Origin of the sequence: Streptomyces yunnanensis (assembly GCF_029011865.1) — a bacterium.
Taxonomy (GTDB): Bacteria; Actinomycetota; Actinomycetes; order Streptomycetales; family Streptomycetaceae; genus Streptomyces; species Streptomyces yunnanensis.
The window spans coordinates 8,697,215-8,711,094 of the sequence record NZ_CP095749.1 but is presented as its reverse complement, the minus strand read 5'-3'; the positions used below and the strand labels follow the sequence as shown (position 1 = coordinate 8,711,094).

At 72.2% G+C, this 13,880-nt stretch carries 9 protein-coding genes; 4 read left to right on the top strand and 5 right to left on the bottom strand.

Annotation, left to right across the window (positions count from 1 at the left end):
• Positions 1-1,071, bottom strand: a complete 1,071-nt coding sequence (locus MOV08_RS38120; protein WP_275310686.1) for a heme/hemin ABC transporter substrate-binding protein — start codon at positions 1,069-1,071, stop codon at positions 1-3.
• Between the two features lie 207 nt (positions 1,072-1,278).
• Between MOV08_RS38120 and MOV08_RS38115 the strand changes: the two genes are divergently transcribed.
• Together MOV08_RS38115 and MOV08_RS38110 are read left to right on the top strand one after the other, a co-directional pair.
• Complete coding sequence (locus MOV08_RS38115; RefSeq protein WP_275310685.1) at positions 1,279-2,736, top strand: HtaA domain-containing protein; 1,458 nt, start codon at positions 1,279-1,281, stop codon at positions 2,734-2,736.
• A 68-nt stretch (positions 2,737-2,804) separates the two neighbouring features.
• Positions 2,805-4,418 carry an HtaA domain-containing protein gene (locus MOV08_RS38110; protein WP_275310684.1) on the top strand — a complete coding sequence of 538 codons (1,614 nt, stop codon included), beginning with the start codon at positions 2,805-2,807 and terminating at the stop codon, positions 4,416-4,418.
• Positions 4,419-4,525: 107 nt separating this feature from the next.
• Here the strand turns inward: MOV08_RS38110 and MOV08_RS38105 are convergent, their stop codons facing one another.
• Positions 4,526-5,779 (bottom strand): cytochrome P450 family protein, encoded by a 1,254-nt coding sequence (locus MOV08_RS38105; RefSeq protein ID WP_275310683.1) that lies wholly within the window; start codon positions 5,777-5,779, stop codon positions 4,526-4,528.
• Positions 5,780-5,901: 122 nt separating this feature from the next.
• On the opposite strand from MOV08_RS38105, the gene MOV08_RS38100 reads away from it, so the two are divergent.
• Positions 5,902-6,648, top strand: coding sequence for a polysaccharide lyase family 7 protein (locus MOV08_RS38100; RefSeq protein ID WP_275310682.1), 747 nt, complete (start codon positions 5,902-5,904; stop codon positions 6,646-6,648).
• Positions 6,649-6,675: 27 nt separating this feature from the next.
• Here MOV08_RS38100 and car read toward each other — a convergent pair whose 3' ends face one another.
• From car to MOV08_RS38085, 3 genes are all read right to left on the bottom strand, one after another.
• Positions 6,676-10,077: a carboxylic acid reductase gene (gene car / locus MOV08_RS38095; protein WP_275310681.1), complete on the bottom strand. Its 3,402-nt coding sequence runs from the start codon at positions 10,075-10,077 to the stop codon at positions 6,676-6,678.
• 155 nt (positions 10,078-10,232) lie between these two features.
• Positions 10,233-11,429 carry a cytochrome P450 gene (locus MOV08_RS38090; RefSeq protein ID WP_039638742.1) on the bottom strand — a complete coding sequence of 399 codons (1,197 nt, stop codon included), beginning with the start codon at positions 11,427-11,429 and terminating at the stop codon, positions 10,233-10,235.
• Between the two features lie 138 nt (positions 11,430-11,567).
• On the bottom strand, positions 11,568-12,332 hold the full coding sequence (locus MOV08_RS38085; protein ID WP_275310680.1) for an SDR family oxidoreductase: 765 nt from the start codon (positions 12,330-12,332) through the stop codon (positions 11,568-11,570).
• 451 nt (positions 12,333-12,783) lie between these two features.
• Between MOV08_RS38085 and MOV08_RS38080 the strand changes: the two genes are divergently transcribed.
• The gene (locus tag MOV08_RS38080) at positions 12,784-13,872 is read left to right on the top strand and encodes an NADH:flavin oxidoreductase (RefSeq protein ID WP_039638740.1); all 1,089 of its coding nucleotides are present in this window, start codon (positions 12,784-12,786) and stop codon (positions 13,870-13,872) included.
• Positions 13,873-13,880 lie beyond the last annotated feature (8 nt).

The window sequence follows — 13,880 nt, the reverse complement described above, 5'->3', positions numbered from 1 at the left end:
TCACTTCCCCCTGGCGTGGAGCTGCTCGACGAGCGAGGCGAGCACCTGGTCGGTCCGCGGGCCGAAGTTGAGCAGCACGCCGTCGTCCACGGCGGCCACCCGGCGGTCCATGCCGGCCGGGGTCTCGGCGACGCCGGGGATCTTCAGCAGCCCGTCCACGCCGCCCACGGAGTCCAGGCCCTTGGACATGACGAGCAGGACGTCCGGCGCCGCCTTGGCCAGCGCCTCGCTGGTGATCGGCGTGAAGTCCTTGGTCAGCCCGGACTCCTTCCCGGCGTCCACCCCGCCGGCCGCCTCGATCAGCGAGTCGGCGCCCGAACCGGCACCGCCCAGGAGGTAGACGGAGGCCGAGCCGCGCAGATAGAGGAAGGCCACCCGCGGCCGGTCACCGCGGTGCGGGATCTTCTTCTCGACTGCCGCCAGGCGCTGCCCGGTGCGTTCCTTGAGCCGGGCGCCGGCCCGCTGTACGCCGAGCGCCGCGGCCACCGCGTCGATGCGCCTGCCGACGTCGGAGAGGCGCTTGGCCGGTTCGAGGACGACGAGCGGGATGCCCGCGTCCCGGATCTGGCCGATGGCCTCGGCCGGTCCCGTGGTGGTGTCCGCGAGCACCACGTCGGGCTTGAGGGCGAGCACGTTCTCCGCCGAGACGTCGTGGGCGCGGGTGACGACGGGCAGCCGCCGCGCCTGCGCGAAGGTGGTGGTGATGTCGCGGGCCACCACCTTGTCGCCCAGGCCGAGCGAGTAGACCAGCTCCGAGAGGGAGCCGGTGAGCGGGACGATCCGGTCGACCTTGCGCACCGTCACCTCATGGCCGTCGGCGGAGCGTACGGTCGCGGGCAGCGCCGGGGCGGGGGCCGGCCCGGACAGTGGCTCGACGCGGTCGGCGGCCTGCCGGGCCGCGGCCGGGGAACCGCCCTTGCCGCCGCTCTTCGCCGTGTCGGCGCCGCCGTCCGGGCCGCCGCCGCAGCCGGTGAGCAGTACGGCGAGGGCCAGCAGGAGCGCGAGCGCGGCGGCCGGGGCGCCGCGGGAGCGGGTGCGCCGGCCGTCGGGCTCCCGGAGGGGTGCGGTCACTGTCCCGCCTTTCTGTGGACGTCAGTTGACGTGTGTCGTGGGTGTTGCCCGTGCCGTGCAAGGCGCGTAGGTCGTGCAGGGCGCGTGGGTCGGGTGGGTCATGTGGGGTGGTCGGAGCGGGTGCGGTGGCCGTCCTGGGGTTTCCTCACGAGACAGCGATACCTTAGGTTAGCCTTACCTTATTAGCTAGCCCTGGAGGGGTTCCCGATGCTGCCCTGCAGACAGGTCCGCGGCCGTTCCCGCGGCCGCGCCCGCGCTCTCGTCGTGGCACTCCTGACGTCACTGCTGGGCGGGCTGCTGCCACTGGCCACCGCCGCCACCGCGCGGGCCGAGCAGCGCACGGTCTCCGGCGGCAGACTCGACTGGGCCATCAAGTCCTCCTTCCAGACCTACGTCACCGGCCCGATCGCCCAGGGGAGTTGGGGCCTGAGCGGCGGCGCCGCCACGGTCGGCGCCAACCGCTTCCGCTTCCACTCCGCCACCGGCGGCTACGACCCCGCCACAGGCACACTGACCGCCGGCTTCTCCGGCGCGGTGCGCTTCACCGGCCACAAGAAGCCGGACGGCGGCTTCGAACTGGACCTGACCATCAGCCGCCCCCAGGTCACCGTCTCCGGCGGCCGCGGCACCCTCTACGCCGACATGACCAGCAAGGAGAAGGGCACCGGAAGGGTCACCACGGCCGCCCGGGTGCCGCTGGCCTCCCTGGACCTGGGCGGAGTGGACACCCGCGGCGGCGGCAGCCCCATCGCCCTCGACAACGTTCCCGCCACGCTCACCGCACAGGGCGCGCGGGCCTTCGCCGGGTACTACCCGGCGGGCACCGCGCTGGACCCGGTGAGCCTGTCGGCCGACGTCAAGGCGCCCGCCGCGGAAGGCCCGGCGAAGGGCGGGAGCAACGACGACCGCGGCGCGACGGACGGATCGTCACAGGACCAGGACCGTCGGCGCGGGGGCGCGCCGGGAAGCTTCGCCGACGCCGCCGTCGACTGGGGCGTGCGCCGCACCTTCCGCGAGTACGTCACCGGCGACATCGCCAAGGGTGCCTGGCGGCTGACCGACGGCGCCCAGGACGGCGGCGCGGTCTTCCGCTTCCCCCAGGGCAAGGGGAGCTACGACCCCGAACACGGCACCCTGGAAGCCGAGTTCACCGGAACCGTGCGCTTCACCGGCACCCATCTGGACCTCGCGCTGAGCCGGTTCGCCGTCAAGGTCGCGGACGGCCGGGGCACCCTCTCCGCGCGGGTCACCGCCGCCGGCGCCACCGCGGACCGTACGCCGCTGGTCACCTTCGACGCCAAGGGCCTCAAGCTCGCGGACGGCCTGGCGGCGCTGACCGAGGCGCCCGCCGAGCTCACCGAGGAAGGCGCCAGGGCGTTCGGCGGGATGTACCGGGCGGGAACGGAGATGGACCCCGTCTCGCTCGCCGTCGCCGTGGACGCCAGGGCCACGCTCCCGGCTCTGCCCGACCTGGGCAGCGATCCCGCACCGCCCACCGGCCCGGCGTCCGCGACCAAGCCGCGGAGCACCGCCGCGTCGGCGGACACCACCGCCTTCCCGGTCCTGCCCGTCTCGCTCGGGGTCGGCGCGCTGGCCCTGGTGGCCGCCGCCTTCCTCGTCCTGCGCGCCCGTCGCCGCACGCCCGCCCCCGCCGCGCAGGACTGACCCGCCCTCACCGCACCATCCACCACCCCACCGCTCCTCACCCACCACCCCAAGGAGAGTCACCGACCATGGCCGTCATACGCCGACCGCTCGTCCTGGCCGCCGCCCTCGCCACCGTCTCCGGCAGCGCGGCCCTGGGCCTCCCGGCCGTCGCCCTCGCCGCGCCCGCACCCGCCGGCGGCCGGGGCGCCCCGGCGATCGAACTCAAGGACGGCACCCTCGACTGGGGCGTGAAGGAGTCCTTCCGCACGTACGTCACGGGCCTGGCGCTCGGGAAGATCGAGGCCACGAACGGTGCCCGACAGGCGGCCGGCAACGGCCCGTTCACCTTCGTCGGCGGCACCGGCCGCTACGACCTGGGCAGCCACGCCGTGACCACCGCGTTCCACGGCGACGTGCGCTTCGTCTCCGCGCTGCACGGATTCGACATCCGACTCGCCGACGTGAAGGTGTCCACCGATGCCGCCGCCAAGGGCAGGACCGGCGTGATCACCGCCGATGTCACCGCGGACGGGAAGACGAAGGACGAGGTGCGGCTGGCCTCGCTCGACCTCTCCAAGGTCAGACCGGAGAGCGGCGCGGACGGCGCGATGACCTTCGCGAAGATCCCCGCCAAGCTGACGGCCCAGGGCGCCGAGGCGTTCAACGGCATGTACCAGGAGGGGCAGGAACTGGACCCGGCCACGCTGACCGTGCGCCCGGCCACCGGCCCCGACCGGCCGGAGAAGCCGGCGGAGCCGGGCGAGCCCGGTGCGCCCGGGCAGCCCGGACAACCTGGCCGGCCGGAGCAGCCCGGTGGTCGGCCGGGCGGCGAGCCGGGACAGCCGCAGGGCCGCCCGGGACAGCCGGACCACGGCACCGGCAAGGCACCCGGCAGCGACACCCGCAGCGCCCCGGCCGCCGACTCCGGCAGGCTCCACGGCGGAAACCTCGACTGGGGCGTCAAGAAGAAGTTCCGCGACTACGTCAACGGCCCCATCGCGCACGGCAAGGCCGAGCCCTCGGGCGGCGCCACCGCCACCGCGGCCGGCTACCGCTTCCCCAAGGGGCACGGCACCTACGACGGCAAGAAGGCCACCCTGGTCGCGGAGTTCAACGGCGCGGTGCGGTTCACCGGCCACGGCGGCGCGCTGGACCTGAAGTTCAGCAACCTCCGCATCAAGGCCCAGAACGGCAAGGGCACGTTGATCGCCGACGTCGCGAGCAAGCCGCGCACCGAGGAGGGCCGGGCCCCGGCACAGGTCGTCACCACCCCCGACACCCCGATCGCCGACCTGAAGCTGCCGTCGGGCGCACTCACCGCCAAGGGCGGCGTGGTCACCCTCAAGGACGTCCCGGCGACCCTGACCGCCGCCGGCTCCAAGGCGTTCTCCGGCATGTACCCGGCGGGAGAGGCCCTCGACCCGGTCGGCGCGGCGGTCGCCGTCGAACCCGGCGCCCAACTGCCGTCCGGCGCCACCGGATCCGACGGCCCGCACGCCTCCGCCGGCGGGGGCCCCGCGGGCGGTGCCGACAGCGCACCGGGCGCGAGCTTCAGCGGCGGCAGCACCGCCGGCGGCACCGGGGCGCTGGCCGCCACCGGCAGCACCGCCCCCAACGGCGCCCTGATCGGCACCGCTGCCGTCCTCCTGGCCACCGGCGCCGCCGCCACCTACGTCACCCGTCGCGGCACCACCCGCTGACCCGAGCGGCACCAGGGTCCAGCACCTCTCGGACCGCCGCCCCCGACAGCACGGGCGTCCGCCGTCCCCACCGGCGGGCGCCCGTGCGCAGGCATGCCCGCGCGGCGCTACGGGGTGTCGGGCGACAGGCGTACCGGAAGCGCGTCCACGCTGTTGCCGACGAAGCCGGAGTGGCGCGGCAACTCTCCTTCGGGTAGGGCGAGTTCCAGCTTCGGGAACCGGTCGAACAGCCGCCGGAGCGCGGTTTCGGCCTCCAAACGGGCCAGCGGTGCGCCGAGGCAGTAGTGGGCGCCCTGCCCGAGCGACAGATGGCGCACCGCACCGGGCCGCCCGGGCCGGGTCACGTCGAAGCGGTCGGCGTCCGGCCCGTAGGCGGCCGGATCACGCCCGGCCGCGGAGTACCCGGCCAGTACCGGAGTGCCCTTCGGGACGACCGTCCCGTCCACCCTCACGTCCCGCACGGGATAGCGGAACGGGAAGTAGCTGACGGGCGCGTCCCACCGCAGTGTCTCCTCGACCACGTCGCCCCAGCCCGCCTGTTGCCCGCGGACGCGTGCCAGTTGGTCGGGGTGCGCGCACAGGGCCCGTACCGCATTGGTGATCAGGTTCAGTGTGGTCTCGTGTCCCGCGACGATCAGCAACAGCAGGGTGCCGATCAGCTCTTGCGCGCAGAGCCGGTCGCCGTCGTCGTCCCGGGCGGCGAGGAGCGCGGTGGTGAGGTCGTCACCGGGGCGCTCGGCCTTGGCCGCCACGATCTCGCCGAGCAGGGCGGCGAACTCGCGGTTGGCGGCGACGGCCCGCTGGGAGCCGATGTCGGTGGTCACCACCTGTGTGGACAGGGCGTGCAGCCGGTCGCGGTGGGCCACGTCCACGCCGAGCAGCTCGCTGATCACACCCATGGGCAACGGCAGCGCGAAGTGGCGGCGCAGATCGGCGACTCCACCGCCCGCCGCGGCGGCGCGCGCCAGCTCGCCGAGCAGCGCGTCCGTCAACTCCTCTACCCTCGGCCGGAGTTCTTCCACGCGGCGGGAGGTGAACGCCCGGCTCACCAACGACCGCAGCCGCCGGTGGTCCGCCCCGTCGGCGGTGGTCATGCTCTGCACGGTCGCGAAGGTCCGCAGCGGCCACCCCTCGGGGATCGCGCCCTCGCGCAGCAACGTGAAGTGCCGGGCGCTCTTGGCCACGTCGGGGTGCCCGAGGAACGCCTTGAGCGCTTCGTGCCCGAGCACGGCCATGCCCTCGATCTCACCGGGCAGCACGACGGGGACGACGGATCCGCGGGCGCGCAGTCGGGCGTTGTCGGCGTGCGGACAGCCGCCGGAAGGGTTCATGCGGTGCGGCCCGGCAGTGGAGCGATCCACCCGTAACTCCTCCTTGAAAGGCCCGAGATGATGCCACCCGAGGAACGGCAGGGCAGCGTATCCCCGCCGCCGGGCAGGCGCCAGGGCGCGTCGCGGCGCGGCCGGCGACGGCACGGTTGTGCATGGCCGCCGTCGCAGGCGTCGGTGCCCTCGCCCTGCTGGGCAGCTCCACCGCCGTCGCCGACCCGAACCTGCCGCCCGGCGGCAACTTCAACCTGACGACATGGCAGCTCCAGGAACCCGTCGGCTCCCCCGGCTCGCCGACCACCATCCCGTCGTCGCGGCTGCGGGGGCCCGACGGCTACCAGGACGCGTACTTCTACACCGACAGCCATGACGGCGCGATGACCTTCTGGGCGCCCGAGAAGGGTGTCACCACCCCCAACTCCCACTATGCGCGCTCCGAGTTGCGGGAGATGAACCGCAGCGGCAGCCCCGCAGACTGGTCGCTCGGCGGCAGCCACCGCATGAGCGCGACGCTGCGCGGGGTGTCCGTGACCTCCAACGTGTGCGTGGGGCAGATCCACCTCGGCAGCGGCGGGTCGTCCACCAAACCGCTGGTGGAGCTGTACTACCGCGCCAACGGGGACATCGTGCTCGGCACGGAGAACTCGCCCTCCGGCGGGCAGACATCACACCCCGTCGGGCATGTGCCCATGGGCACGACCTGGCGCTACACCCTTGCCGTGTCGGGCGGCGACACCGTCGACCTGACCGTCAACGGCAGCACCAAGCACTACCCCATCGCCCCGCCCTTCTTCCCGTACAAGCAGTACTTCAAGGCCGGGTCCTACAACCAGTCCTCCTCCGACAGCACCACCAAGGGGGCCCGCGTCGCGTTCTACGCCCTGAACGTGTCGCACAGTTGACCCGTGCCCCGCGCCAGGCCCCCGTTCCTAGAGCAGGTCGAGTCGGCGCAGGTCGGCGACGTACTTGCGCAGGAGGGCCGCCGACAGGTGGGGGATGTCCTGGTCGGGGCCGACCCTGGCGGCTCGTACCGCGGCGTGGAACCGCTCGGCGGAGATCGCCACTCCGGGTACGGCCTCCTCGGGTTGCGCGAAGGCGTGCAGCAGGGGAAGCAGCGAGTGCGGGCGCTGCCTCTCCGGCAGGGCGCGGAGCGCGGCGGTGAGGCGGTCGAGCCAGGCGTCGTAGTCGTCGATCCGCCGGATCGGGTGGCCGGCCTCGGTGAGCCAGTCGACGAACGTGTCCAGCGAGATGCCGTCGTCGTGCGGGTTCAGCACGTTGAACGTCCGGTGGCCCTCGGTGGCCGCCGCGCCCAGTGCGGCGACGGCCTCGGCGGTGAAGTCGACCGGCAGACCGTCGTAGTGCGCGCGGGTGCCGTTGCGGTAGAAGGAGCCCGGCGCGATGCCGGTGGCGACGAGGCTGAGCAGCAGGCGGGTGAACACGTCGGGGACGTTCAGCTGCCCCGGGTGCCTGCTGTGCGCGAGGATCATGTTCGACCGGAAGGTGGCGACCGGCAGGCCGCACAGGTCGTGCGCCTCCCTGAGCAGGACCTCGCCGGCCCACTTGCTGTTGGCGTACCCGTTGGCGTAGCCGTCGTCGATCCGCCGCACCGGGCTGGTGGTGCGGATGTCCGCGTCCTCGTCCAGGGCGCCGGCGGCGACGCCCATCTGTACGGCGACGGTGGACACATAGGTGAAGGCTTTGATCCGGGTGGTGAGCGCCAACCGGATCAGTTCGGCGGTGCCGACGACGTTGGGGCCGAACAACTGGGAGTAGGGCAGGACGTGGTTGACGAGGGCGGCCGGGTGGACGATCAGGTCCACGGTGTCGGCCAGTCGACGCCAGGCGTCCTCGTCCAGGCCCAGGAGCGGTTCGCCGATGTCGCCGGCGAGCACTTCCAGGGTCCCGTCGGCCAACTGCCGGTAGCGTGCGAGGAGTTCGGGGTCGCCGGTGTCGAAGGCGTCCGTGAGCCGCTGCGCCGCCGCTGCCGCATCGCTACCACGGACGACACAGATCAGCCTGCCGCCCTCCGGCGCCAGCCGCTCCAGCCATTCCAGGCACAGGAACCGGCCGAGGTAGCCGGTGGCCCCGGTCAGCAGGACGGTCCGCACCGCGACGTCGGGGCGGGGCAGCGTCGGGGCGGCGGCGAGGGTCGGCGCGTCGAGGAAGGTGTCCAGGGTGAGGTCGCCGGCGCGGATCTCGGTGGCGTGCGCGCCGTGCACCGAGGCGGCGGTGGGCCGCTTCGCCCCGGACCGGCGTGCCGCCTCGATGTACCGGGCCACCCCTGCCAGGTCGTTGGCCGGGCTGATGACCACCCCGACCGGCACCTCGATGTGGAAGATCTCCTGCATGAGGTGGGAGAAGGACAGCGCGGACAGGGAGTCCCCGCCCAGGTCGGTGAAGTGTGCGTCGGCGCGCACGTCGGTGGTCGCGCAGCCCAGCAGTGCCCGGGCGGCCCGCCCGACCGTCTCCCACACCGGCTGGTCCGGTCCGGCCTGTCGCAGCTCGCGCAGCTGCCTGGCCTGCCCGTCGGCGAGTTGGGCGTACCGTCGCTCCAGGGCTTCGCCGTACCGCTCCCGGAGCCTGGGGCGCAGCAGTTTGTGACTGTCGGCGAGCAGGCCGTTCTCGGCGCTGAAGGGTTCGGTCTCGATCAGGAAGTCCCGTGGGATCTCGTACGAGTTGAGCTCCGCCTCCTTGGCCATCTCCTGGAGGGCCTCGCTGATCAGCGGCCTGAGCGCCTCGACGTCGTCGCCGACCCGGGCCAGCGCGTCCGGGGCGGGCACCACCACCGCCAGCAGATAGGCGCGCTCGCTGTTGCCGTACACGAAGATCTGCCGGATGTGCGGGCTGCCGACGAAGGCCGTCTCCAGGCGGGCGACGGCCACGAACTCGCCCTGGGACAGCTTCAGGACGTCCTTGGTGCGGTCCACCCAGACCAGCCGGTCGGGTCCGGTCTCGGCCATGATGTCGCCGGTCCGGTAGTAGCCGTCCTCGTCGAAGACCGCGGCGGTGACCTCGGGGCGCTTGTAGTACCCGGGGAACATCGCGTACGTCTTGAGCAGCAGTTCGCCGCGCGGGTGCGGCTGGTCGGTCCGGAAGTAGCCCAGTTCCGGGACGTCGGCCAGCTTGTAGTCGATCACCAACGAGCGCTGCACCACCGAGTCGAGGAGCACCCCGCCGGCTTCCGTGGAGCCGTAGCCGGTGAACAGGTGGAGACCGAGGCAGGACTCGACGAACGCCGCCACCTCGGGGGACAGCGGGGCGGTGCCGCAGAACGCCTTGGCGACGCGCCCGCCCAGGAAGTTCTCCCGCAGGTCCGTCTTGACCGCCGTCTCGACGTCGCCCCCCTCGCCGGCCCGCCGGTCCAGCTCGCTCTGGTACTGCTGGAAGAGCATGTCGCACAGGCGGGGCACCATGGTCAGCTCGGTGGGGCGGATCAGACCGATGTCCTCGAACAGGGTGGACAGGTCGCTCTTGGCGGTGAAGTAGCCGATGCCGCCGCGCACCAGCGAGCCCATCAGCGCATAGCGGCCGGCGAGATGGCTCTGCGGCATGTAGAGGATGCTGACCGGGGGCGTGTCCGCCGCCCCGTAGCTGAACCCGTACCAGGCGCTGCCGACCAGCCGCTGGGTGTACATGGCCCCCTTGGGCGTCCCGGTGCTGCCGGAGGTGTAGATGAGCAGGGCCAGCGGGTCGTCGCCCGGTTCGGCGGTGAACAGGGGCGCGGGCGGCAGTTCGGTGCCGTCCGCGATCAGCGCGGCCAGCGTGTCGAGGACCACCGGGCTGCCGGCTTCGGCCAGGCGCCGGCGGGCGGCCTCGAAGGCGTCGCGCTGTTCGGCGACCTCGGGGCGGTAGTCGAACACCAGCAGGCGCCGGATCGAGCGGACCGCGATCGCGGCCTCGACGGCGGTGTCCAGGCGCTCGACGTTCGAGGCGAGGACGTGCGGCTCGGTCTCCGCGATGATCGGCTGCAGTTGGGACAGCGGCGCGCTGGACTGCAGGGGCACGGACACGATGCCCAGGTGGATGCAGGCGAAGTCCAACGTGGCGTAGTCGGTGCTGGTGAAGCCCAGGAGGCAGATCCGGTCGCCGGCGCCCAGTGGGTACGTCGGGTCGTGGTACCACTTGCCGGCGAGCGCCCGGATGCGTGCCCACAGCTCGCGGTAGCTGAGGGTGTCGAACCTGGGAAGCAGGCGTTGCGTCGTGGGTTCCTTGGCGCGTTCGCCGAGGGCCGGCCGGTCCCCGTAGCCCTCCATGACGGCCGCCATGACCTCGGCAAGTGAGGCGCCCGGATCCTGCACCGTCGCGCTGATCGCCTCCAGTGGTTCGGCCATGACCTGCTCTCCCGTTGTGTCCCAGTGATGTCGGCGGGTCGTGCATGAGCGGGGCGTCGTGCGGCAAGCGGTCGGATCCGGGCCCGTACCCGGGCCTGGTCGGGCCCGGGTACGGCGACGACGCCCTCAGGTGATCGGGGGTCCCGGCGAGGGACTCACCAGCGGACCGGCAGCGCCTCCACCCCGCGGATCAGGCGCTCGGTCCGCCAGGTCAACTCGTCGGCCGGCACCGCGAGGCGCAGCCCCGGCAGACGGCGCATCAGGGCCGTCAGGACGACGCGCAGCTCCATCCTGGCCAACTGCGCGCCGAGGCAGTGGTGTACGCCGTGCCCGAAGGTGACGTGCGGGATGTTCCCGCGGTGGAAGTCGATCTCCTCGGGCTGCTCGAACACCTCGGGGTCCCGGTTGGCCATCCCCAGTTCGGCGACCACCGCCTCGCCGGCACGGACGGTCTGCCCGCTCAGCTCGACGTCCGCGGTGGCGATCCGGGTGAAGCCGGCGGAGGCGCTGATCGGGATGTACCGGGAGAGCTCCTCGACGGCGTCGGGGATGAGGCCGGGGTCCGCGACGAGCTTCTCCCACAGTTCGGGCTTGGTCAGCAGCGTGTAGACGAAGTTGCCGATCTGGTTGGCGGTGGCCTCCTGGCCGGCGGACAGCAGGCTGACCCCGAGGCTGACCAGTTCCTCGTCCCGGAGCCCGTCCTCGTCGTCCGGTGCGGCGACCAGTTCGCCGAGCAGGTCCTCGGTGGGTTCGATGCGGCGCTGGGCGATCAGACCGCCGAGGTAGTCGTTGAGGTGCCCGCGGGCCTGTGCGGACTGCTCCGGGTCGGAGAGCATCAGCAGGCCGTCCACCCAGACGTTGAACCGTTCGCGGTCGGCCATCGGCACGCCGAGCAGTTCGCAGATCACCGTGATCGGCAGTGACCAGGTCAGCGCCTGGGTCAGGTCGGCGGGCGACCCCGCGTCGATCATGGTGTCGAGCAGGCCGTCGACGATCTCCTCGACGCGCGGGCGGAGCTTCTCCACCCGGCGCACGGTGAACGCGTTGGCCACCCTGCGCCGCAGCCGGCTGTGTTCCGGCGGGTCCATGCTCAGCATGGAGGTACGGGGCAGCCCGACGGCGACCGTGCGGGGTACGTGGTCGCCCACGGCGGCGGCGCGGCTGAACCGGGGATCGGCCAGCACCGTCTTGACGTCCGCGTGCCGCGTCACCAGCCAGGCGTCGCCGCCGAAGGGCAGGCGCACGCGCAGTATCGGCTCCTCGCCGGCTATCCCGGCCAGCGTCGCGTCCACGTTGAGTTTGTCGGCCGGACCGAACGGATAGGCCCGCGGCCCTTCCTCTGTCGCGGTCATCGTGTCAGTCCTTCCCGTGCCGGCAGGCGGTTGCCCATGGATACGTGCGCGTCGCGCGGATTCCGCAGTGCGTGGAGTGTCGACGGAGCGGACTTGCCGATGCTCGGCCGGCGCGCGGTCCGCGCGGTCCGCCGCGGGTCACAGGGCCGCGATCTTCCCGCCGTCGATGACGAGGCTGCTGCCGGTGATCCACGCGGCACGCGGCGAGGCCAGGAAGCCCACCGCCTCGGCGATGTCCTGGGGTTGGCCGAGACGTCCGAGCGGAATCTCGTCGGCCCACTCTTCCGCTTCAGCGCCGAGATAGTCGACGATCTTCTCGCGCGCCTCGTCCGCCCCGGGCGTCATCACATTGCCCAGCGAGACGGCGACGACGCGGATTCCCTCCGGCGCCAATTGGGCCGCGAGCCCCTTGCTGTACGTTTCGAGGGCGGACTTCGCGGCGGCGTAGTGCAGGATCATCGGGTAGGACGAAATGGTGGCGATGGACGAGACGTGCACGATCGCCCCGCCGCCGTTCTCGCGCATCGCCGGCACGAGTGCCGAATTGAGTCGGACGGCGGCGAGGAAGTTGATGTCCATCGTGTACTGCCAGTCGTTCTCGATGTCCAGCGCGCTTTGAAAGGCTCGACAGCCGCCGGCGTTGTTGACGACGATATCCACGCCACCGAGCGTGTCCAGCGCGGCATCCGCGAATTCGCGCACACCGTCGCGCGTGCTGAGGTCGGCTTTCACGAACGTGGCAGCGGACGGGGTGTCCTCGGTGGCGCTGCGGGCGGAGGTGACGACGCTGGCTCCGGCGTCGAGGAAGTGCTGCACGATGGCGGCGCCGATGCCGCGACTGCCGCCGGTCACCACGGCCCGCTTGCCTGCCAACTCCTTGGGAACATCCGCAGCAAGTCGCATCCCGCTCACTCTGGATTCCCCCCTTCCTCGCCCCGACGACCCTGTCCACGACGCCCATCGCCGAGCGAGAACATTTCCCTCGATGCGATGCGAGATAAGCGCTTGACTCCGACTCGGTATGGCGGCGTGGAATGACTGGGGCAACTATCTACGACCCCTCAGATACGGGTCAAGCCGAAAATTTCGATGCACTGCATCGCGTTGTGCGATGCAGTGCGATCCAGGGCGACGTCAGGGCGACGGAGGAGGTCAACGCCCCATGAGGAAAGGGCCGTCGATACATCCGCGTCACCGGTGCCGACTGGACGCTGCACTCACCAGCACAGATAGTCTTGCGCTGTCGAAGGGCGACCAGAACGGTTTCCACGCAACCCGGGAATTCATTGCCGAGTTGGCGAATCGGGCGCCCGGAACATCGATTTAATCAGTGCCGACATCTCGGGAGGAAAAAATGGCCACCCTGGACGAGCCGTTCACCGTGGGAGACCTGACGGTCCCCAATCGGATCGTGATGGCCCCGATGACCAGGATGCAGTCCCCCGGTGGCGTGCCGGGACCGGCCGTGGCGGAGTACTACGCCCGCCGGGCGGCCCACCAGGTCGGACTGATCATCACCGAGGGCACCTACATCGACCGCCCCGCGGCCGGCGCGTACGACGGCGTACCCCACTTCTACGGCGAGCAGGCGCTCGCCGGCTGGGCCCATGTGGCGCAGGAGGTGCACCGGGCAGGCGGCAAGATCGTCCCGCAGCTGTGGCACACCGGGGCCGTGCGCACCGGGGCCGAGCCGCCCGCCGACAACCCCTCCGGGCTCGGCCTGGACGGCGCGCCGGCCGGAAAGGCCATGACCCAAGCGGACATCGACGCCACGGTGGCCGCCTTCGCCGAGGCCGCGGCGACCGCCGAGCGACTCGGGTTCGACGGCGTCGAGCTGCACGGCGCGCACGGCTATCTGATCGACAACTTCCTGTGGAGCCGCACCAATCGGCGCACCGACCGCTACGGCGGCACCCCGGCCGCCCGGGCCCGGTTCGGCGCCGAGATCGTGCGGGCCGTCCGCGCGGCCGTCCGCCCCGGATTCCCGATCTTCTTCCGGCTGTCCCAGTGGAAACTCGGCGACTACGAGGCCCGCATCGCGGAGAGCCCGGACGAACTGGCGCAGCTGGTGACCCCGCTGGCAGACGCCGGGGTGGACGCGTTCCACGCCTCCACCCGCCGCTACTGGCTGCCCGAATTCGACGGCAGCGAGCTCAACTTGGCCGGTTGGGTGCGCAAGCTCACCGGCAGGGCCGCCGTGACGGTCGGCTCGGTGGGCCTGGACCGGCAGTACGGGGAGGGCGCATTCGCCCAGGGCCTCACCAAGGAGGCCGGCCTGGCCGGCATCGAGGAGCTGGTGGCGCGCCTGGGGCGCGACGAGTTCGACCTCGTCGCGGTGGGCCGGACGCTGCTGGCCAACCCGGACTGGGCGGCGAAGGCGCTGCGCGGTGAACTGGACCGGACCGTCGCCTACGACCCTGCCGTGCTCCAGACCCTGGTCTGACCCTCGCC